The following is a 19,619-nucleotide window of genomic DNA, read 5'->3' on the forward strand; positions in this document are numbered from 1 at the left end:
GTGCTGGGCGCGTTGTACGCCGCAGCCGCAGCCGGCCTGCCCACCCTCGCCGACAGCGGCTACGACGGCGCCGGGATCGGCATTCATACGCCGATCAAACAGCCCGAAGGCAACCAGGTTCTCAGCCCGGACAACCGCACCTACAACCGGCTCCTACGCGCCCTGCGATGTCTCGGCGAACGCGGATTCGCCCTGCTCAAAGGCCGCTGGCGGATCCTCCAGCACATTACCGCCAGCCCCAGCACAATCGGCGACATCGCCCGCGCCGCCCTTGTGCTCACCCATTTCGAGCACAACTACCTACCGACAATTCGCTGAGATCACGTCAATGTCTGCGGGAGTTCTTCCGCCGCCGGCGGCCAACCGGGATGTCCCGCCGGGCGGGATGTGCATGTGACCGCGGGCAGGTGGCTTCTCGCAGGCCGGGTTCGCCACGGGGCTGAGCACGGTGGCGGCTCTCAGACGGTGGCGGGTCCGGGGATGTCGATGTCGTTCCCGCTGATCAGGAGAATGTGATGGCCTTCGTAGCAGGTGAGCTCGACGGCTATGACCCCGATGTCGAGGTTGTGAACGCCGATGACGTGGTTGGCGGGCAGCAGAAAGCGATCACCGCATTCGCCGCAGTAGGCCAGGAACATGATGCGTTTTCCCTTGATGGTGGTGCTTGTTCGACTCGTGGGTGGTCAGGTGATGGCTTCGGACAGGTCCAGGTGGCCGTGGAAGGGCGGGAGGCGCTCGCCCAGCAGGAGGCGGCGGGCGACGTGGGCGATCTGGCCGGCGGCGTAGCGGGCCTCCCCGGCGAGTTGCGGATATCCAGACAGGTCCGTTCCGATGAGCCCGACCGACTCCTGGGAGCGTGCGGACAGGGCCGATAGGCCGCCCAGCCATGCGACCAGGGCGGTGAAGCGGTCGGCCGAGGTCGCGAGGCCGGGGCCGACCAGTCCGTGGAACGGGGGCAGCTCGGGGTGCGTGGCGTAGGGCTCGACGCTGAGGAAGCCGCGCTCGTCGGCCGCGTACACGACGTTCAGGCCGAGCCGGCGGGCGGCCGTACGGGTGTCGTACTTGGCCGCGGCGCCGTCGCATTCCTCCACCAGCAGGTCGAGGCCGTGCAGGAAGTCCTCGACGTTGTCCTGGTCGATCGCCTCCTCCAGGAGGGTGACCTGGAGGTACGGGTCGATCGCGGCGATGCGGCGAGCGGCGATGCGCGTCTTGAACTGCCCGATGTCGGCGTGGCCGGCGCCGAGCCGGTTGAGGTTGGACAGCTCCAGGCGGTCATAGTCGGCCAGCACGAGGTGTCCGCACAGATGTTCCTGGGCGATCGTGACCGCCGCCTCCGCGCCCACCGACAGGCCCAGCACGCCGACGCGTTTCGTACGCAGTAGCAGTTGTTCGGCGCGGGTGATCTTGTTGCGGTTGCGGTCCGTCACGACCCGGAGGTATTCGTCGGGGGGCAGCAGGTGTGCGACCTGCGCTGTCCAGGGGAGATAGGCCCAGCACCCGTACGCCGCCAGGTCGCCTGGCACTTCCGGTCGTTCGCCCGACGATGGCCGCAGTGAGGCGAGTTCGTCGAGTTGGCGGTCGATCGTGTCCAGGATGGTGATGCCGTGCCGGCGGCACAGAGCGCTGAATCGTGGGTGTTCTCCGCCGGCCAGCCGCACCAGTAAAGGTCGCCAGCTGTGCTCGGGGGCGAGGCCGGGGGAGGCCAGGGCGTCGGCGAAGTGGTCGAGGGTGAGGGTCGCGGTCATCGGGCAGGCTGCGCGATCGCGTTGCCGGCCGCGGTCGTCGGCGCGCGCAGGTCCCGTTCGTAGACCTGGCCGACGAGGTCCACGCCGAAGCTGTGGTGCTCCTCCTCTTCGACCAGGTCGAACCCGCGCGACAGGTAGATGTGGCGGGCCGCGACGAGGGGATCGTTGGTCCACAGTTTCATGCGTTCGTAGCCGGCTTGGCGGGCGAAGGTGAGGCATTCGTCCACCAGCCGGGCGCCGAGCCGGTGCCCGCGCGCGTCCGGGTGGACCAGCAGGATGCGCAGCTGCGCAGTGGTCTGATCGCTGGCGACGCAGAAGACGCAGCCGACACGGCGGCCGTCGAGTTCGGCGATCCAGGCGGCCTCGCGGGCCGGGTCGTGGTCGGTGGCGTAGTCGGCGACGATGCGCGCGACGAGTGCCTCGAAGTCGGCGTTCCAGCCGAACTCGGTGGCGTAGACCTCGCCGTGGGCCATCACCACCCAGCCGAGGTCACCCGGCTGTCCCAGGCGGCGGATCGACGGGATTGCGGTCGGCTGGTGTCCCATGGCAGCTCCATACGGCTCGGCATTTTTCACGCCTCGATAACTGAAACAGTCGTTTCAGTGCCAGAGTAGCCCTATGAGCCAGACAGCGCGACCCGCCTCCGCCCGCCAGCAGGAACTGCTCGAACGGGCCTACGTCTACGTGTTGGACCAGGGGCTGGCGGGGCTGTCCCTGCGGCCGCTCGCGACCGCCATCGGCTCCAGCCCTCGCGTGCTGCTGTTTCTCTTCGGCTCGAAGGAGGGGCTGACCAAGGCCCTGCTGGCCCGGGCGCGCAGCGATGAGCTGGAGTTCCTCGCCCGTACCCGAGCCCTGGCCCAGGACGTCGGCGAACGCGGTGACCTGACCGCCGCGGTACGCGCCACCTGGCAATGGCTGTCCGCGGAGCCGACGCGGCCGCTGCTCAAGCTCTGGTTCGAGGCGTACGCGCATTCGTTGATCGAGCCGGAGGGCCCATGGGCGGACTTCGCCCGGCAGACGGTCGAGGACTGGCTGGAGCTGCTGGCCGAGGCCCAGTTCCCGGACCTCACCACGGCGACGGCCACGGCCGAACGCACCCTGGCTCTGGCCGTCCTGCGCGGCGCGCTGCTCGATCTCCTGGCCACCGGCGACCTCGCGCGCGTCTCCGCCGCGATCGAGCACTACCTGCGTCTCGTCGCACCGCGGCAGCACCAGCCGAGCACGCCGGGGCCGGACTCATAGCGGCCGGGGCGGTTCCGTCGCCGCGACCGGTCCGGCCATGCCGAGGCTTCGTCAGCCGCCGGGCCCGTCAGCCTGGGCCAGTACCTCGTAGTGCCGTACCGCCGGATCCGACCTGAGCAGGGTGGCGCGAGCGGCCGGGGTGACGTGCTCGTGCTCGTAACCGTCCCCGGCGAACCGCCGTACGGCGGCCATCGAGTCGAAGAGCGTGAGCGTGACCAGCTCGGGGCCGTCCGCCAGCAGGTACGCGCCACGGAAGCCGGGCACCTCCTGGAGATCGTGCAGGACCTCCTCCTCGAAGACGCGGCGGTATTGACCGGGGTGCGCGGCGGTGGCCCGCCAAACTCGTGCGATCATGCCTCAGAGTCTGGTGGGCGGATTACGGCCGCCGCTTGAAGAATTTTGCGCAATCCGGCGGGCGGGGTGCCGCACTCGGCCCGTACGGTGCGGGTGAGGTGGGCCTGGTCGGCGAAGCCCAGCTCGGTGGCCAGCCCGGCCAGGTCCCGTGCCCCTGCCTCCAGCGCCGCGACAGCACGCAGGACCCGCACCCGGTTGCGGTAGGCGGCCATGGTGAGGCCGAGTTCGCGGTGGAAGACCCGGCTCAGGTGGTACGGGGAGCAACTCAACGAGCCCGCCAGCGCCCGCAGCGACAGAGCCGGATCCTCGCTCAGTAACCGGCGTGCCCGCTCCGCCAGCGCCGCGCGTGCCCCGCCCCCGCCGGTCCCCGCCGGATGCGCGTGCAGGAGGGTGCCGAGCGCCTCGGCCGGGTCGGCCAGGCCGGCGGTCAGCATCCGGTGCGCCACCGCCATCGCTCCCGTCACCGGGAACCATCCCCCCTGGGGCGGCGTGTCGAAGAAGGAGCCCGCGCAGCGCAGCGCGGTGCACACGTCGGGGGAGCCGACCCGGTGCGCGATGCTGTGCTCCTGGCCCGGCGCGGTGAGGTAGGCCATGGTGGGGTCGGCGCGCATCTCCCGCCCGTCGACGCGGGCCAGGAACGCGCCCTGCCACACGAACATCAGCCGGTATTCCCCGGACGCCTCCGGTGCCGACCACTCCTCGTCCACCGCGTCGAACCGGACCTGTTCCACCACGAACCCGTCCCCTGCGGCGACCCGCCTCACCGTCCGCTCGTGCATGTCCCGAGACTAGCCAGAGCATCCAGGTCAACCGTCGGCAAGAAGCCGTTTCCGCCTCCCGCCATGGGGCAAAGGGGGCCCATGGATCAATCTCAGGCGCCGATCCTGGAGGCACTGCAGGCATACCACGACAGCGGGCAGTTGCCCTTCACCCCGCCGGGCCACAAGCAGGCCCGGGGCGTCGATCCGCGGGTCAGCGCGGTGCTGGGCGAAGCGGTGTTCCGCTCCGACGTGCTCTCGGTCGGCGGCCTGGACGACCGGTCGAGCTCGGGAGGGTTCCTGCAACTGGCCGAGCAGCTGATGGCGCATGCGGTGGGCGCCGAGCAGACGTTCTTCTCGACCTGCGGCAGCTCCCTGTCGGTCAAGGCGTCCATGTTGTCGGTCGCGGGACCTGACGAGAAGCTCCTGATCGGCCGGGACGCGCACAAATCCGTGGTGGCGGGCCTGGTTCTGTCAGGGATCCGCCCGGTGTGGGTGGAGCCGCGATGGGACGAGAAACTGCATCTCGCCCACCCGCCGGCGCCCGAGGCGTTCGCTGCGGCGTTCGCCGAGCACCCCGACGCGAAGGGTGCCCTGGTCGTCACACCGACGCCGTATGGCACGTGCACCGACCTGGCCGCCATCGCCAGAATCTGTCATGAACACGGCAGGCCGCTGATCGTGGACGAAGCCTGGGGCGCGCACCTGCCCTTCCATGCCGACCTGCCGACCTGGGCGATGGACGCCGGCGCGGACGTGTGCGTCACCAGCATCCACAAGATGGGCTCCGGCCTGGAGCAGAGCTCCGTCTTCCATCTCCAGGGCGACCTGATCGCACCCGAGTTGCTCAAGGAACGGGCCGACCTGTTCAGCACCACCAGCCCGTCGGTGCTGGTCTATGCCGCCCTGGACGGCTGGCGCCGGCAGATGGTCGAACACGGCCACGCCATCTACGACCGCACGCTCTCGCTGGCGAAGACGACGCGGGAACGGATCGAGGAGATCAGCGGCCTGCACGTGCACGGCCGCGACGACTTCTGCGGCCCCGGACGCGCCTTCGACGCCGACCCGCTGCAGCTCATGGTCGATGTGAGCGGCCTGGGCACGGGCGGCTACCAGGTCGCCGACCGGCTGCGTGAGCGCCACCAGATCAATGTCGGGGTGTCCGACCACCGCCGTATCGGGGTCCAGTTGACCCACGCCGACGACGAGCAGAGCACCGACCGGCTTCTGCGGGCGCTGGACGACCTCGCCCGGCGCGCCTCCGATCTGCCGCCTGCCCCTCCGCTGCGCATCCCGCCGCCTTCAGAGCTGCGACTGGAGCAGGCCATGCTGCCGCGGGACGCGTTCTTCTGCCGGGTCGAGCACGTGCCCTGGCAGCAGGCGAGCGGGCGGATCAGTGCCGAGCTGCTCACCCCCTATCCGCCCGGCATCCCGGCCGCGCTGCCGGGGGAGCGCCTCACCCGGGACGTGCTGGATTACCTTCACAGCGGGCTGGAGGGCGGCATGGTCATTCCGGACGCCGCCGACCCCTCGTTGCAGTCGGTCCGCGTGGTCGCCTGAGCATGCAGCGGTCTGCCGCGACGGCGGGGGCGGGTGGGAGCAGTGATGCTCGCCTGGTCTTCACCGTGGGCCATGGGGCGCGGCCGATCGACGCGTTCCTGGCGGTCCTGAGTCAGGCGTCGGTGTCGGTGGTGGCCGACGTGCGCAGATTCCCTGGATCTCGGCGGCACCCGCACTTCGGTCGTGAGGCGCTCGCTGAGGCCCTCGCCGGATCGGGCATCGGCTACGAATGGCACGGGCGGTCCCTGGGCGGTCGCCGTACCGCGCTCCCTGGCTCCCGCCACACCGCCCTGCGCCATGGTGCCTTCGCCGGATACGCCGATCATATGGACACCGCCGAGTTCCGGGCGGCGGTCGACGAACTGGTGGCGCGCGCCGGCGCCGAACGTCTCGTGGTGATGTGCGCGGAGACCCTCTGGTGGCACTGCCACCGCATGCTGCTCGCCGACGCGCTCGCGATGCGGGGGGCGACCGTGGTGCACCTCATCGACCTCGGTCGCCAGGATGCCTATCGGCCACATCCCACCGTGCGCCGTGGGCCCGACGGATGGCCCGTGTACGACGTGCCCGACACCCTCCCCGGCGTACCCGCCCGGCCTTGACCCACCGCGCCAACGTCCGTCACAGCAGGTGGAGCCGCCCGGAGCGCGCGGGTACGTTGATCGTGTCGTGCGCGCAGCCGGCTTCCTGGTCCTTCTCCGTCCAGTTGATCGCGATGACGGCGCGACGGCCTCCGACGGTCACGGGACGGCTGTACAGGCCGGGACCGGGAGTGTGCCAGGTGAGCGTCCTCCTCCTCTGGAGCATCCCCAGCAGGGATGAAAGGGCCGATCTGAGTGACGGAGCACCGTGCCCCGCGTAGGCCAGCGACGGGTAGGTGCCCACCACGATGGCCTGCCCGTCGCCCGTCCGGTTGCGGGTGACGGCCGGTGAGCCGTCGGTGAAGTACGCCACCGCCTCCGCCCCTTCCAGGCGCAGCAGATCACGCTGCCAGCAGGCCGGCAGGATCGTCCCGTCCTCCAGATGAACGGACAGGTCATCCGCGGCGAGATCGGCGTCGATCTGGCGCACACCGAACAACGTGTCGAGGCCAGCGCCTGGCACCCGCGGACGCCGGGCCCCGCCCGGGGCGTACTCGCCGGGGGCGGCCTCGGACACGAGGATGCCGCCACGGCGGACGAACGCGTCGAGAGCGGCGGCCAGCCCGGTGGAGGCCGTGGCGGGCATCGGCCACAGGATCGCCTCGATGTGCTCGGGCACCCCCTCAGCCTCCAGTCGCAGGTCGTGCAGGACCTCGACCGGCTCGTCGGCGTCCGCGAGCAGCCGGTACGCCCCCATCACCGCGTCCCGATAAAGATCCATACCACGATCGGTGGCGAACGCGTGCAGAGCCGAACGCCGGGAGACCAGCAGACCGGTACGCCCCGGCTCAGGCACGACCTCCCCCCAGTCCGCGACAACGGCCGCGAAGTCGCTCACCGCCCGGACCCGATCGGTCAACTCTCCGTCCGGCGCGCACAGGCCATAACCAGGGCTTTCCGGGCCGAGCAGTTCGGGCCGCCACTGCCAGAACACGACCCCGGACGCGCCGGACGCCACCGCGTTCCACATCCACAACGCGACCGTGTCCGCCCGGGGATGGGCGGTGCCGCGGTAGCCGTCCCGCCTTCCCCGCCCGCCCTGCAACTCCGCCTGCCAGAACGGCTTGCCCCCGGCCGCGCCCCGCGCCGCGTCGAGGTTGAACAGGTGCTCGACCGGGTCGTCGCCCATCAGCCAGGTCGGAAAACTCGACGTGCCGAACAGATCCACCGGCCCGGTCAGGTCGAACTCGTCCAGGGTGTGGGTGGCCAGCTGGCCGGTGAAACCGCTCAACGCCACGTGCGTCATGACCGGTGTGCCGGGGTCGGCCCCGCGGACGATCGCGCAGCGCCGGTCGAGCCAGCCGGCCAGGTTGGCGAACCAGTGCTCCCGCCAGTCGATCATGTCGGGCACCGACTCGAACTGCCGGGGCGGGGCCACTTCGTCCCAGGAGGAGTAGCGGCGCGACCAGGCGGTGTTGAGCTCGCCGAGGGTGGCGTACCGGTCGCGCAGCCACTTGTGGAAACGGTCGAGGGAGGCCGGGCAGTAACAGTAGACGCGGCCGGGGTGGTAGGAGGCGGGCTCCAGGTGGGGTTCGTTCCATACGTCCCAGACGCGCAGCGCCGGGTGGCCCCGGTAACGGTCGGCCAAGGCCCTGAGGAAGTCCTCCGCCGCCGCCCACACCTCCTCGTTGTCGAAGCAGAGGCCGGGCCAGCCTCCTCCGGGGGTGTTCATGGCGGCGACCAGCCGTACCGGCCGGTCCTCGTGGTCGAGGTAGCGGGCCTGCGGCAGGCGGTGTTCCAGCCAGTAGGGCGCGTTCTCCAGGATCGTGTTGACGACCACGCCGAGGTCGTGCCGCGCCGCCAGGTCCATCAGCTCGTCGAGGTCGGCGAAGTCGAAGCCGCCGGGCGCCGGGTTCATCCAGCTCCAGCACGCCCAGAACTTGACCGTGTCGAGCCCGGCCGCCCGCATCCGGCCGAGGTCCCGGTCCCAGTCCTCGCGCGGCGGGTTCGGTGGGCGGTAGTACTGCGCGCCGATGATGGTCATCCTCAGCCTTTCACTGCTCCGAAGGTCAAGCCACGTACGAGGAAGCGCTGCGCCGCGAGGCCGAGCACGAACACCGGCACCATGGCCAGCACCGCCGCGGCCGAGCTGCCACCCCAGTCCACCGAGACGGTCCCGATGAACGAGGCGACGCCGATCGGCACCGTCTGCGTGTCGCGGCCGGACAACACGAGCGCGAACAGGAACTCGTTCCACGAGAACAGCAGGCACAGCACGCCGGTCGCGGCCAGAGCCGGCGTGGTGAGCGGCAGCGCGACCCGCAGGAAGGCCCCGAACCGGCCGGTCCCGTCGACCTGCGCGGCCTCCTCCAGGTCCGGCGGCAGCTCCTCGAAGAACGACCGCATCATCCAGATGACGATCGGCAGGTTGAAGGTGGTGTGCGCGGCCACCAGCGCCGCGTACGTGCCGAGCAGCGAAACGCTCTGGAAGATCACGAACATCGGCACGACCAGCGCCACGGCCGGCACCATCCGGGTGAAAAGGATCAGCCACGCCCACCACTCACGCCCCCGGATCGGCAACCGGGCCAGCGCGTACGCCGCCGGAACCCCGACCGCGATCGACAACGCCGTGCTGCCCAGCGCCACGAGGGTGCTGTTGACCAGGTAGTCCTGGAACCGCAGTTCGCCGAGGACCTTCGCGAAGTTGTCCCCGGTCGGCGTGAACGCCAGGCGCGGCGTCGCCGAGAAGATGTCCGGCGGCGACTTGACCGAGTTCAGCACCACGGTGAGGATCGGCACGAGAACCCAGGCCAGGAAGACGGCGACGACCGCGTAGCACCCGATCACCCACCAGTCACGACGCTTCATCGGAGCACCTCCCGGCGGCGCAGCAGCCTGATGTAGACGCTCGACACGAGGACGACCGTGACGAGGATGAAGATGCTCAGTGCCATGGCATAACCCATGTCGAAGTAGGAGAATCCGGTCCGGTAGGTGTAGAGGCCGATGGTCTCGGTGGCCAGGCCAGGACCGCCCTTGGTCAGCACGAAGACCGTGTCGAAGATGCGATAGGTGTCCATCGTGCGGAACAACAGGACGATCATGATCTGCGGCACGATGGCCGGGAGCATGATCCGCCGCAGCACCACCAGCCGGCTCGCGCCGTCCATGCTGGCGGCCTCGAACTGCTCCTGCCCGATCGAGAGCATGCCCGCGTGCAGGATCAGGATCACGAAGGGCGTCCACTGCCAGATGTCCACGACGATCAGCGCGGGCAGGGCCAGATGCTGGTCGCCGAACCAGCCGATCCCGCTCGGGGCGCCGAAGACGCCCATGACCTGCGCGACCAGTCCGAACTGTGGATCCAGCAGGTAACGCCAGAGCAGGGCCGTGATGACCGGAGCGATGATCATCGGCAGGAGGATGAGGGCGTTGGCCAGGCGGCGGCCCTTGGTCATCTCGAACAGCGCGGCGGCGATGACGAAGCCGAGCACCAGCTCGCAGCCGACCGCGGCCACCACGTAGACGATCGTGTTCAGGACCGCGGTGCGCACGGTCGGGTCGCCGAGCAGCCTCGTGTAGTTGGCCAGCCCCGCGAACTGTTTGGGCAGGTCGATGTCGGTGAGCTTCCAGCTGTAGGCCGACAGCCCGGCCGAGTAGACCAGCGGGACGATGATCAGCGCCAGCAGCAGGAGCAGCGCCGGGCCGAGCATCGCGTGGCCGAGCCCCCGTCCGGTGCGGCGGCGAGTGCGAGATGCCATGACTTCTCCCGTGGTGGGCAGGTCCGAAGGCCGCCGACCGGCCTCAGGACCTGCCGCTCGGCTAGCCGCCAAGGGTCGTCTGGACGGCCTGGAACATCGCGTCGGCCGCCTGGTCGGGGGTGAGCTTGCCCTGGATGGCCTCCTGCACGGCCAGCTCGATCTGGTCCTGGGCCTTCGGCCAGGTCGGCAGGCTGGGCTGGGGGTTGGACGTGGTCAGCGCCTGGTTCATCGCGGTGAGGAAGGGCAGCTTCGCCTGGACGTCCTGGTTGGTGTAGAAGTCCTTGGTCCCGCCGGCGGTGGCGGCGGCGATGGCCACCTTCGCCTGCTGCGCGCCGCTGGTGTACCACTGCAGGAAGGAGTACGCGGCGTCCTTGTGCTCGGACTTGGCCGCGACGCACCAGTTCCAGTAGATCAGCTCACCGGCCGGCCGGCCCGCCGTGAACGCCAGCGGCGCGTAACCCCACTTGCCGGCCGTCGCCGACTTCGCCGGGTCCTCCAGGGCATGGAGGGACGGAGTCGTACTGATGATCATCGCGGCCTTGCCCTGGGCGGCGGCCGTGGCGGCCTCGTCCGTGTGGAAGTTGAGTACGCCGCTGGGCGCGGCCTTCGCGGCCTTGACGTAGAAGTCGATGGCCTTGGCAGCCTTGGCCTTGTCGAGGGTGGTCTTCTGGTCGGGGCCGTACCACCAGTTGTCCTGCGCGGTGAGCAGCGAGCCCATGATGTCGGCCACGGCGCCGGCCCGTTTGCCCGGCAGGGCGATGCCCGCCATCCCGTCCTGGCCGTTCAGCTTGGCCGCCGCGGCGGCCACGTCGTCGAGCGTCTGCGGCGCGGGCAGGCCGGCCTTGTCGAAGACGTCCTTCCGGTAGGCCAGCAGGGTGGTCGAGACGAAGTCGGGCAGGCAGTACTGTTTGCCGTCGTACTTGCCCTGTGCCAGGACGTTGGGCAGGTAGGAGTCGGCCGAGAACCCGCTCGGGTTGCGCTTGGCGTCGGCCAGGTAGCCGTCGATGGGGGCCAGGTGGCCGGCCTTGGCGAACTCGCCGAACCAGCTGGGGTGCACGTACAGGAGGTCGTAGCCGCCGGCGCCGGTCAGCGTGAGCGCCTGCTTGTCGTGCAGGTTCTCGTACGGCACGGCGTCGATGTCGAGCGTGCCGCCGGTGGCCTTCGCCCACTCGGCCGCGGCCTGCTTCTGGCCGCTGGTCCACGGGTCGCCCGCCCACCGGGAGAGCACGAGTTCCTCGCCGGCGAACCGGCCCATCGGGCCGCCGGGGGTCGCGGGCGCGGCGTCGGGTTGCCCGGTCGTGGCACCGCCACCGCCGCCACCGCCGCAGGCCGTCAGGGTCAGCCCGGCGAGAAGGGCCAGCGCCAGCCGGTGCCGGGATGAATGTCGTCGTGGGGACATACGGCCTCTCCTTCTTGATCGACAAGCGGGTTGCCCGGCACGTCAGGCCGTACCGGTGATGAGCGCGTCCCTGGCCACGGGCACGGCCGTGCCTCCCGCGGCGGCCGAGGCGTAACCCGCCTCGATCACGGCCAGACACGCCAGGCCGTCATCGAGTGTGGGGCCGAACGGCCGCAGGTCGTTCTGGACGCGATGGACGTAGGACGCGACCTCCCTCTTGTAGTGGTGCACGTGGGGAGGCCATGAGCCGTAGTCGTGCGGCTCGCTGACGTCGGGTTCGATGTGCGGCGTGGTCCAGCCGCGGTACAGGGGGTCCTCGCCGGACCGGTAGACCTCCACCCGGGGGAACGGGTCCGTGGCGCGCATGACCAGCGTGCCCTCGGTGCCGTAGATCTCCAGGGAGTTCCGCATGCCGATGTCGGCGGCCAGGCTCCACACGGTCCCGACCTCGCCGAGTCCCCCGTCGGCGTAGCGGACCAGGGCGACCGCGATGTCCTCCCCGTCCAGGCCCGGCTTGGCGCGGTTGGCGGTCATGGCCGTCACCTCGGTGATGTCGCCGACCAGCCAGCGCAGCAGGTCGATGCCGTGCGAGCCCTCGTCGATCCAGGCGCCGCCCCCGCCGAGCGCCGGGTCCGACATCCAGGCGACCATGTCCGGCGGGCAGCCGATCTCGGCGATCCCGGCCAGCCCGATGAAGCCGCGGGTGAGCAGGATCCGGCCGAGCGCGCCGGAGTCGACGATGCGCTTGGCCCGGTCGGCTTCCTTGCTGAACCTGCTGACGAACGCGGCCGTGCCGTCCACGCCGGCCGCGCGCACCGCGGCGGCCATCGCCGTCGCGTCGGCGACCGTGGTGGCGACCGGCTTCTCGCAGAAGACGTGCTTGCCGGCCTCGGCCGCGGCGATCACCTGGTCGCGGTGGCGCGAGTTCTCCGAGTGGATCATGACCACATCGATGTCGTCGCGGGTCACCAGGTCCCGCCAGTCCGGTACGAAGTCGTCCACGCCGAAGCGTGCGGCGGCGGCGCGGCCCCGGGTCTCGTCGTCGTCGGAGATCGCCACGACGCGGACGCCGGGGATCTCGGCCAGGGCACGCGCCCGGAACTCGGCGTGGACGTGCGCCCAGCTGATCATCCCAACCCGGATCACGATATTTCCCCTTGATTCGTACGAATGTTTGATCGAACGGTCTCCCGGCGTCCGCTGGCCAGGGAGCGGGCCGCCGCGTCGACGACCGCCAGCACGTCGCGTCCCACCCGACCCTCGGACACCGAGGGCCGGCCCGTACGGACGCAGTCGGCGAAGTGGGTGAGCATGTCCAGATGCCCGTCGGCGAGCAGCCCCGGCACCGGCAGCGGGAACGACCACCCCGCGCCGCCGACCGGCGACCCCGTCGCGCTGACCACTTGCAACGGCTGTCTATGCAGGTTGTCGATGAGGATACGGCCTGCCGTGCCGAACACCTCGAAACGGGAGTCCATCGCCCCCGGCAGGCTCCAGCTGTCCTCGCACTGGCCGAGCACCCCGTTGGCGAAGCGCAGCGTCAGCACCGCGGTGTCCTCCGCCGTGGTGCGCTCGCCCCACACGAAGGTACCCGCGTCCGCGTAAACCCCCTGTACGGGAGCGCCGGCGAAGAACCGGCAGAACTCCAGGCTGTGCACCGCCATGTCGAGCATCGCGCCGCCGCCGCTGCGCTCCGGATCGAAGAACCACTCCGAGTGCGGCGCCCCGATCCCCTCGCAGGCCTTGACCCGGAAGACCTCGCCGATGTGCCCGGCGTCGACCAGCCGCTTGGCCTCCTGGACGGCGGGGATGAACGGCACGTTCTCGGCGTAGAACAGCCGGGTCCCGGCGGCCTCGACCGCCGCCAGCATGGCGTCGGCCTCCTCCAGGTTCCGGGCGAGCGGCTTGATGCAGATCGCGTGCTTGCCGTTCGCCGCCGCCGCCAGCACGGCCGGCAGGTGCACGTCCGGGGGCGCCACGATGTCGACCACGTCCACGCCGGGGTCGGCGACCGCCTGCTCAAGATCGGTGAAGGCGCGTGCGCCGTAGGGGGCCGCCGCCGACTTCGCCGACTCCTCGCTGGTCGCGACCACCCCGGTGATCTTGACGCCGGGGATCCGGGCCAGGGCGGGCAGGTGCATCTCCCGCGCCCAGAATCCGGCGCCCACCACGCAGACGCCGATCACAGCTCCACCACCCGGGCCTCGTCGAGCGACCGCTGCGCGGCCAGCACCAGCGCGAGCGCGTCCCGGGCCTCGGCCGCGCCGACCCCGATCGGCTCCTTCGTGACCCCGGCCACCCGCTCGACGAAGTGCCGCTGCTCACCCTGGTAGCCGTAGTCCCAGACCAGGTCGGGGAACCCCCATCGCGACTCGCCGCGGGTGAAGGTGCGCATGGTCTGGGAGTGCACCAGGTCGACGGCCGCGCTCCCGCCGGTGCCGTACGTCTCCAGGGTGAAGTTGCCGTGACCGGCGGTCCACGACACGTACATGCTGGTCACCACGCCGGAGCTGTGCCTGACCTGGACGGTGGCGTTGTCGGGGCTGCGGAAGCGGCGGGCGCCGTCGAGCACGTACGCGCCGCCGTCGGCGTACACCGTCCTGGCAGGACCGAACAGCCAGAGCACGAGATCGGCGAAGTGGACCAGGGTGTCGAGGATGACTCCGCCGCCCTGGGCCGGGTCGTAGAACCAGTCGTTCGACGGTTCCCAGCCGAACACGGCCGCCCGCGAGGCGATCATCGTGCCCAGCTCGCCGGTCTCGATCCGCCGCCGCAGTTGCGGCATGGGAGGGGTGAACCGCAGCATGAAGCCGAACTGCAGGACGCGGTCCACGGCCGCAGCCTCGGCCACCACCCGGTCCGCCTCGGCGACGGTGAGCGCGATCGGCTTCTGGCAGAAGACGTGCTTGCCCGCCCGCAGCGCGGCGATGGTCTGATCGGGATGCATCGCGTTGGGCGAGGCGATCACGACGGCGTCGATGTCCGGGTCCGCGAGCAGCGCGTCCAGGTCGGGCGCCACCCGCAGCCCGAAGTCGCGGGCCAGCCCCTCGGCCGCGGCCTCGACCGGGTCGGTGCAGGCCACCAGCCGGCCCAGGGACAGTCCCTGGTAGGCGGCGGCGTGCACGCGGGCGATCCGCCCGGCGCCCACGAGGGCGACGTTGACCTCGCTCATCGCACACCCTCCGCCAGCGGCAGCGAGACGCGCGTGCCCGTGCGATGCGACTCGTACGCCGCGAGGATCATCTCCAGGGCCCGCAGCCCGTCCTCGGCGGTCGGCACCCCGTCGGGCTCGCCGCCGTTCACGTAGTCGGCGAAGGCCACCAGCAGGTCGCGGTAGCACGCCTCGTACCGCTCCTCGCCGACGAGGTCGAAGTACTGGCGGCCGGTCCACGGCTCGTCGACGCCCTGCAACTCGATCTGCGGGCTCTTCTGATAGTGCAGCTCGATCTCGCCCCGGGTGCCGCTCAGCGACGCGTGGTCCGGGCTCGACAGCGGCCCGAAGTAGTCCGGCGCGTGCCAGGTGCTCTCGACGGTGACGATCGCGCCGCCGTCCATGGTGTAGGTCGCGATGCCGTAGTCCTCCACCCCCAGGTCGCGGTACGTGAGCGACCCGATGTGCGCGGTCACGGCGACCGCCTCCTGGCCGAAGAACCAGCGGAAGAAGTCGGTGAAGTGCACACCGTGGTCGAGGAAGCCGCCGCCGCCCCCGCGGATCGGGTCGGCGTACCAGCCCTGGCTATCGGTGTGCGGGCTGTCGGTGATGGCGCCGACCGGGAACCTGATCGAGTAGAACCCGGACACCAGATCTCCGACCGCCCCCTGCCGGACCGCGTCGAGCACCCGCCGGTAGGCCGGCAGGTAACGGAGCAGGTAGGCCATCATGATCTTGATCTGGCCGCTCGCCGCGACGATGCGCCGCGCGTCGGCCATCGTCGTCGCGATGGGCTTGTCCAGCAGCACGTGCTTGCCGGCCGCCGCGGCCAGCTCGACGTGGTCGGCGTGCGCCGAGGTGTACGACGTGATGATCACCGCGTCCACGTCGTCCCGCTGGATGAGTTCGGCGTAGTCGCCCGTCCAGTCTCCGTCGCAGTACGTCGCCGCGAATTCCTTCGCCAAATCGGTCCGTTCGTCCGCGACCCCCACCAGCCGGAGCCCGTCGACACCCTTTCGCAGATAGTCCGCGAACGGGTACGCGTGGTAGTGGTTGTGCAGCCCGACAATGCCGATCCCCAGGTCAGTCAAGGCAGGATCCCTCCGAGTCCATCTCGTGCCTCGTGCTACGCAACCGGTTTACTCAACCGGTTGCGTTGTATAGTGGACCCTGCCGGAAGCGGGCACAAGAGGTTACGTACACATTTCATGCCGGCACACAGAGATGGGATGATTACCGTTAAAAAGGACGGAAAGCTAACAATCAGGGATATTGCCGCCATCGCCGGCGTATCCGCCGGGACGGTCTCCCGCGCCATGAACGGCCAGGCGGGCGTGGGCGAGGCGACCCGGCTGCGGATCAAAGAGATCGTCGAAGAGCACCGGTTCCAGATCGACCCGACCGCCCGCATGCTCTCCACCGGCCGCAGTCAGACCCTTGCCGTGGTCTTCCCGCTGCACGCCTCCGAGGTCGTCATGCACCCCATATATCCAGCTCTGCTGGGCGCGCTCGGCGACGAAGCGGAACGGGCGGGCTACGACGTGCTGCTGCTGACGATGTCGTCCCAGAAGGCCGCGCACGTGGTCGACACCGTCGTACGCCGCCGGGTCGACGGCGTCGTCCTGCCCGCCGCCGGAGCCCGCGATCCGCTGATCAAGCAGCTCACCGGCATCGGCGCGCCGACCGTACTGATCGGCCACCGCAGCCGGCTCGACGGCGTCGGCTGGGTCGACTGCACCCACGACGTCGCCGCCCACGACCTGACCCGGCACATGCTCCAGGCGGGCCGCCACGACCTGGTCCTCCTCAACGGCCCCGCCCACGTCTCCGCCTGCCGCCTGCGCTCGGCCGGCTTCTGGAAAGGCGTGAAAGAGGCGGGCGAGACCATCCGTTCCGCCCGCGAAGTCCGCGTTCCCTTCGACACCGAAGCCGCAGCGGCCGAGGCCGCGACCGTGCTGCGCGAGTCGCCGCGCCCGACGGGTGTGATCTGCGGCTCCGACACGATAGCGGCCGGAGTCCTGGACGCCGCCCACGCCCTCGGCCTGCGAGTCCCCGACGACGTGGCGGTGAGCGGATTCGACGACAGATCCTTCGCCGCCCGTACCACCCCGACACTGACCACGGTCCGCATGCCCCTCCACGACATCGGCCGCACCGCCGCCCACATGCTCTTCTCCATGATCGGCGACACCCCGCCGACCTCCCGCCGGGTGATCCTCCCCACCGAGATCATCTTGCGCGCCTCAACACCACCGGCCTAGAAGCCAGGCAGGACCAGGTCACCTGTCGTGCCGTCGGGTTCGCGTGTCCGAGCACCGACGGCCTGGAGCGACTGTCACCGTGGTCGAGCCGCGCGTCTGCCGGGCAGGTAGACGGCTGCCCCGGCGCAGACCGCGGCGGCGAAGAGCACGGTCACGAACACCGGCCAGGTGCGGACCAGCGCCAGGTTGTGCACCATGCCCGCGATGACGGTGAGCTGGACCGCCACCAGGAGTTCCGGCCGGTCCTCCAGCGTCTGTGCGGCCATCAGCAGCAGCACCAGCAGGGCAGGCAGGTACGCGGGGATCTGCGGGTAGTCGGAGCCGCCCTCCATCAGGTAGATGGCGCACACGTCCGCGAAGACCAGAAACGTCGCCACCGCGCCCAGCACCAGCGGCGGCCGTTTCTCTCCCGCTCTCCAGCCCCGGATGAGCCGGGTCACGACATAGCCGAGCAAGAGCACCACGGCCGAGAACACCACCAGCCACGGGGTCTCCTCGCCGGGATCATCGGCGATGTCGCGGGACATGCGCTGGTTGACGTAGATCATGACGAGGGCGAGCAGCCCGCCGGCCGATCCGGCCACTTTCCACCATTCGCGGCCGGGCTGCGCCAGGGCCGTCTCCGTGAACACGACCGCCAGGATCAGCATGGCGGCCACCACGGTGAGGACATCCGTGCCGGTGAAATACTGGAGGTGAGCGAACACCCCCAGGTGCAGCGCGGCCAGAGCGGCGGACGCGCCGAGACCCACGGTTCGCCGGCGGCCTTCGGGCAGCAGGCCGACGGCGAACGCCGCCGCGATGAGGAACCAGTACCAGATCAGGTAGTCGGCGACCAGCTCGCGGCCACCCAGCACAGGGGCGAACCCCGGGCCGAGCATCAAGAGCAGTCCCGACAGCAGCGCCACCCCACGCAGCGCGAGGGCCGGCCATGCCTGGCCGCTCAGCGTGCCGGACGCCGCATCCGCCGAGGCGGCACGGGTGACGTCCACGGGTGTGTCACGGCCGACGTCCGCGGCGCCATCGGCATCCGCAGGTGTCGCGCGGTCGGTGGCGCCTGTCACGGCCACGGGCGCGGCAGGAGGCGCGGCAGGAGGCGCGGCGGTGGACGAGACAGGGGGCGAGGTAGGGGGAGTGGCAGGTGGCGCGGCGGCGCGGGGAGGCGCGGCCGCCGGGCCGGGAACCTCGGGGGATGCAGCGGGAGCGGATGCAGCCGGAGCCGATGCAGGCGGAGCGGATGCAGGCGGACGGGATGCAGCCGGACGGGTTGCTGGCGGAGGGGATGCAGCCGGACGGGATGCTGGCGGAGGGGATGGCGCGGCAGGGGATGGCGCGGGAGGGGATGACGCGGCGGGCAGGCCGAGGGCGCGGGTCGCCGCGGCCGAGACCGACCGGCTGTCGTCGTGGGTCAGCTCCTCCAGAGCCAGCCGCGCCGCGAGCGCGAGCCCGGCGTGCCGGCTGTGCCGTAACCGGGCCAGCTCGTCGATCGCCCCTTCCCTGATCTTGGCGATCGGGTGGTCGATGGCCTCCTGCAACTCGCTCGGCAGCGGCGCGGGCCGGTCCACGGGACGGCCGCGCCGCGCGATGATGAGCTCGCCCTGCACGTCGAACGTCCACTTGCCCGGCGTCTGCTTGGGGGTGACGGCCCGCACCTTGTCGTAGATGAAGTCGTACAGCTCCTGGATGCCCACATAGCCGTCCTGGTCCTGGTCGGCCTCGCCGGTCTCCAGTCCTTCCACCAGCGCGCTGGTGAACACCGAAGGCGAGCTCGTCTCCTGCGCATCGGCGAGGTCGGGCCCGTCGAAGGCGTACTCCAGGGCGTTGGAGGCGGTGATGACGACCCGCCCGCGCCCGCCGAACTGCTCCTCGACGTGGATGTCCGAGCCCGCCCTGGGCAGTGCGCCGCGCGCGAAGGCGCCCGCGTAGCAGCAGTCCAGCAGCAGCACGATGCGCCGGCAGCGGCTGCGGCTCATCCGCCGGTTGACGAACTCCGCGGACACCGCGGTGGCGCCGAGCCGGTTGAGCTTGGTGCTGGGGGTGGCGAAATACAGCTCGCCGTTGTCGTCCTTGACGCCATGACCGGAGAAGTGCAGCAGCAGCAGGTCGTCGGGGTGACGGTCGGCGAAGAACTCCTCCACCGCCTCGTTGATCACGGCGGTCGGCTCGTTGAGCATCGTACGGACGTCGAACCCGCCGATGTTCTCGTCGCCCAGCACCCTGGTCAGGGCGTCGGCGTCCAGTGCCGGCGCCCGCAAGCGCCGCAGCCCAGGATCGCGGAACTCGTCGCTGGCCACGATCAGCGCGAGGCGCCGGCCGGCCTGCCCGGGTGCGTCCGGCTGGTTGCGGCGGCGCAACCAGACCTCGGTGAGCTCGCGTTGTTCCACGGCCCGGATGCCGGTCAGCTCCAGCACATCGCCGTCGACCTCCAGTTTGACCGAACGGTGCTGGTGGCGATTGAGCCAGGCGGTCACGGCGTTCACGATCGAGGCCAGTAGCTCCGTGCCGGCCAGTGCGATCACCATGCCGCCGAGAGTGAACGACAGGACCGCCCGGGAGCCTTCGGGGGCCTCTCCCGCCGTGCCCGCGCTCACCACCACGTCCAGTTCGAGCAGGTCGTTCCTCAGACTGGCGGTGGCCGAGTCCAGCTCCTGAGGATCGGCGGCGGCGTCGATCACGCGCACCTGCAGCTGGATCGTCTCGCTGGCCATGAGCCACCTCCGGGGGAGGGCGGAACACCTTGAGAACGGTGCCTGCCGCATTCTAAGCACCGGGGTCACGGCGAGTCACCAGCCGTACGGGGA

19 protein-coding genes are annotated in these 19,619 nt (G+C 70.6%); 5 read left to right on the plus strand and 14 right to left on the minus strand.

The annotated features are described in order from the left end of the window. Window positions 1-318: transposase family protein (locus BLS95_RS43470; RefSeq protein WP_143044122.1), on the plus strand; the 318-nt coding region annotated here is incomplete at its 5' end. A gap of 140 nt (window positions 319-458) precedes the next feature. On the opposite strand, the gene BLS95_RS43475 is transcribed toward BLS95_RS43470, so the two are convergent. Genes BLS95_RS43475 through BLS95_RS43485 form a run of 3 tightly spaced genes read right to left on the minus strand, consistent with a single transcriptional unit; the run spans window position 459 to window position 2,290 of the window. Beyond that, window positions 459-638, minus strand: coding sequence for a hypothetical protein (locus tag BLS95_RS43475; RefSeq protein ID WP_090945466.1), 180 nt, complete (start codon window positions 636-638; stop codon window positions 459-461). A 45-nt stretch (window positions 639-683) separates the two neighbouring features. Next, window positions 684-1,745 carry a ThiF family adenylyltransferase gene (locus BLS95_RS43480; RefSeq protein WP_090945467.1) on the minus strand — a complete coding sequence of 354 codons (1,062 nt, stop codon included), beginning with the start codon at window positions 1,743-1,745 and terminating at the stop codon, window positions 684-686. Further along, a complete protein-coding gene (locus BLS95_RS43485) occupies window positions 1,742-2,290 on the minus strand; it encodes a GNAT family N-acetyltransferase (protein ID WP_090945468.1) in 549 nt (182 codons plus the stop codon). The genes BLS95_RS43480 and BLS95_RS43485 overlap by 4 nt, the downstream gene beginning before the upstream one ends. Before the next feature lie 73 nt (window positions 2,291-2,363). Between BLS95_RS43485 and BLS95_RS43490 the strand changes: the two genes are divergently transcribed. Continuing rightward, window positions 2,364-2,987, plus strand: coding sequence for a TetR/AcrR family transcriptional regulator (locus BLS95_RS43490; protein ID WP_090945469.1), 624 nt, complete (start codon window positions 2,364-2,366; stop codon window positions 2,985-2,987). 51 nt (window positions 2,988-3,038) lie between these two features. Here the strand turns inward: BLS95_RS43490 and BLS95_RS43495 are convergent, their stop codons facing one another. Together BLS95_RS43495 and BLS95_RS43500 are read right to left on the minus strand one after the other, a co-directional pair. Further along, entirely contained in the window at window positions 3,039-3,341 is a 303-nt protein-coding gene (locus BLS95_RS43495) for an antibiotic biosynthesis monooxygenase family protein (RefSeq protein WP_090945470.1), read from the minus strand. Continuing rightward, a complete protein-coding gene (locus BLS95_RS43500; protein WP_090945471.1) occupies window positions 3,338-4,120 on the minus strand; it encodes a helix-turn-helix domain-containing protein in 783 nt (260 codons plus the stop codon). The genes BLS95_RS43495 and BLS95_RS43500 overlap by 4 nt, the downstream gene beginning before the upstream one ends. An 81-nt stretch (window positions 4,121-4,201) precedes the next feature. On the opposite strand from BLS95_RS43500, the gene BLS95_RS59335 reads away from it, so the two are divergent. Both BLS95_RS59335 and BLS95_RS43510 read left to right on the plus strand, forming a co-directional pair. Continuing rightward, window positions 4,202-5,662, plus strand: coding sequence for an aminotransferase class I/II-fold pyridoxal phosphate-dependent enzyme (locus BLS95_RS59335; RefSeq protein WP_090945472.1), 1,461 nt, complete (start codon window positions 4,202-4,204; stop codon window positions 5,660-5,662). Window positions 5,663-5,664: 2 nt separating this feature from the next. After that, a complete protein-coding gene (locus BLS95_RS43510) occupies window positions 5,665-6,264 on the plus strand; it encodes a DUF488 domain-containing protein (protein WP_090945473.1) in 600 nt (199 codons plus the stop codon). Window positions 6,265-6,283: 19 nt separating this feature from the next. Here BLS95_RS43510 and BLS95_RS43515 read toward each other — a convergent pair whose 3' ends face one another. The 8 genes from BLS95_RS43515 to BLS95_RS43550 all read right to left on the minus strand — a co-directional run bounded on the left by BLS95_RS43515 (window position 6,284) and on the right by BLS95_RS43550 (window position 15,648). Further along, window positions 6,284-8,287 (minus strand): beta-galactosidase, encoded by a 2,004-nt coding sequence (locus BLS95_RS43515; RefSeq protein WP_090945474.1) that lies wholly within the window; start codon window positions 8,285-8,287, stop codon window positions 6,284-6,286. Window positions 8,288-8,289: 2 nt separating this feature from the next. Then, a complete protein-coding gene (locus tag BLS95_RS43520) occupies window positions 8,290-9,114 on the minus strand; it encodes a carbohydrate ABC transporter permease (RefSeq protein ID WP_090945475.1) in 825 nt (274 codons plus the stop codon). Next, window positions 9,111-10,007 carry a carbohydrate ABC transporter permease gene (locus tag BLS95_RS43525; RefSeq protein WP_090945476.1) on the minus strand — a complete coding sequence of 299 codons (897 nt, stop codon included), beginning with the start codon at window positions 10,005-10,007 and terminating at the stop codon, window positions 9,111-9,113. Before BLS95_RS43525 ends, BLS95_RS43520 begins: the two co-directional genes overlap by 4 nt. Window positions 10,008-10,068: 61 nt before the next feature. Further along, window positions 10,069-11,406: an extracellular solute-binding protein gene (locus BLS95_RS43530; RefSeq protein WP_090945477.1), complete on the minus strand. Its 1,338-nt coding sequence runs from the start codon at window positions 11,404-11,406 to the stop codon at window positions 10,069-10,071. 42 nt (window positions 11,407-11,448) lie between these two features. Then, on the minus strand, window positions 11,449-12,552 hold the full coding sequence (locus BLS95_RS43535; protein WP_143044123.1) for a Gfo/Idh/MocA family protein: 1,104 nt from the start codon (window positions 12,550-12,552) through the stop codon (window positions 11,449-11,451). Beyond that, the gene (locus BLS95_RS43540) at window positions 12,549-13,592 is read right to left on the minus strand and encodes a Gfo/Idh/MocA family protein (protein WP_090945479.1); all 1,044 of its coding nucleotides are present in this window, start codon (window positions 13,590-13,592) and stop codon (window positions 12,549-12,551) included. Before BLS95_RS43540 ends, BLS95_RS43535 begins: the two co-directional genes overlap by 4 nt. Beyond that, window positions 13,589-14,578 carry a Gfo/Idh/MocA family protein gene (locus BLS95_RS43545; protein ID WP_090945480.1) on the minus strand — a complete coding sequence of 330 codons (990 nt, stop codon included), beginning with the start codon at window positions 14,576-14,578 and terminating at the stop codon, window positions 13,589-13,591. The genes BLS95_RS43540 and BLS95_RS43545 overlap by 4 nt, the downstream gene beginning before the upstream one ends. Continuing rightward, window positions 14,575-15,648, minus strand: coding sequence for a Gfo/Idh/MocA family protein (locus tag BLS95_RS43550; protein ID WP_090945481.1), 1,074 nt, complete (start codon window positions 15,646-15,648; stop codon window positions 14,575-14,577). The genes BLS95_RS43545 and BLS95_RS43550 overlap by 4 nt, the downstream gene beginning before the upstream one ends. Window positions 15,649-15,786: 138 nt before the next feature. On the opposite strand from BLS95_RS43550, the gene BLS95_RS43555 reads away from it, so the two are divergent. Next, window positions 15,787-16,818 (plus strand): LacI family DNA-binding transcriptional regulator, encoded by a 1,032-nt coding sequence (locus BLS95_RS43555; RefSeq protein ID WP_176993693.1) that lies wholly within the window; start codon window positions 15,787-15,789, stop codon window positions 16,816-16,818. Between the two features lie 74 nt (window positions 16,819-16,892). Here the strand turns inward: BLS95_RS43555 and BLS95_RS43560 are convergent, their stop codons facing one another. Beyond that, window positions 16,893-19,526 (minus strand): caspase family protein, encoded by a 2,634-nt coding sequence (locus tag BLS95_RS43560; protein ID WP_176993694.1) that lies wholly within the window; start codon window positions 19,524-19,526, stop codon window positions 16,893-16,895. Window positions 19,527-19,619: the final 93 nt, after the last annotated feature.

This window comes from Nonomuraea jiangxiensis, from assembly GCF_900099965.1.
GTDB classification, from domain to species: domain Bacteria; phylum Actinomycetota; class Actinomycetes; order Streptosporangiales; family Streptosporangiaceae; genus Nonomuraea; species Nonomuraea jiangxiensis.

What these genes read in the sequence shown, in the direction of transcription:
- BLS95_RS43475 (WP_090945466.1), bottom strand. Translation starts at nt 638, where the DNA reads ATGTTCCTGGCCTACTGCGGCGAATGCGGTGATCGCTTTCTGCTGCCC.
- BLS95_RS43480 (WP_090945467.1), bottom strand. Translation starts at nt 1,745, where the DNA reads ATGACCGCGACCCTCACCCTCGACCACTTCGCCGACGCCCTGGCCTCC.
- BLS95_RS43485 (WP_090945468.1), bottom strand. Translation starts at nt 2,290, where the DNA reads ATGGGACACCAGCCGACCGCAATCCCGTCGATCCGCCGCCTGGGACAG.
- BLS95_RS43490 (WP_090945469.1), top strand. Translation starts at nt 2,364, where the DNA reads ATGAGCCAGACAGCGCGACCCGCCTCCGCCCGCCAGCAGGAACTGCTC.
- BLS95_RS43495 (WP_090945470.1), bottom strand. Translation starts at nt 3,341, where the DNA reads ATGATCGCACGAGTTTGGCGGGCCACCGCCGCGCACCCCGGTCAATAC.
- BLS95_RS43500 (WP_090945471.1), bottom strand. Translation starts at nt 4,120, where the DNA reads ATGCACGAGCGGACGGTGAGGCGGGTCGCCGCAGGGGACGGGTTCGTG.
- BLS95_RS59335 (WP_090945472.1), top strand. Translation starts at nt 4,202, where the DNA reads ATGGATCAATCTCAGGCGCCGATCCTGGAGGCACTGCAGGCATACCAC.
- BLS95_RS43510 (WP_090945473.1), top strand. Translation starts at nt 5,665, where the DNA reads ATGCAGCGGTCTGCCGCGACGGCGGGGGCGGGTGGGAGCAGTGATGCT.
- BLS95_RS43515 (WP_090945474.1), bottom strand. Translation starts at nt 8,287, where the DNA reads ATGACCATCATCGGCGCGCAGTACTACCGCCCACCGAACCCGCCGCGC.
- BLS95_RS43520 (WP_090945475.1), bottom strand. Translation starts at nt 9,114, where the DNA reads ATGAAGCGTCGTGACTGGTGGGTGATCGGGTGCTACGCGGTCGTCGCC.
- BLS95_RS43525 (WP_090945476.1), bottom strand. Translation starts at nt 10,007, where the DNA reads ATGGCATCTCGCACTCGCCGCCGCACCGGACGGGGGCTCGGCCACGCG.
- BLS95_RS43530 (WP_090945477.1), bottom strand. Translation starts at nt 11,406, where the DNA reads ATGTCCCCACGACGACATTCATCCCGGCACCGGCTGGCGCTGGCCCTT.
- BLS95_RS43545 (WP_090945480.1), bottom strand. Translation starts at nt 14,578, where the DNA reads ATGAGCGAGGTCAACGTCGCCCTCGTGGGCGCCGGGCGGATCGCCCGC.
- BLS95_RS43555 (WP_176993693.1), top strand. Translation starts at nt 15,787, where the DNA reads ATGATTACCGTTAAAAAGGACGGAAAGCTAACAATCAGGGATATTGCC.
- BLS95_RS43560 (WP_176993694.1), bottom strand. Translation starts at nt 19,526, where the DNA reads ATGGCCAGCGAGACGATCCAGCTGCAGGTGCGCGTGATCGACGCCGCC.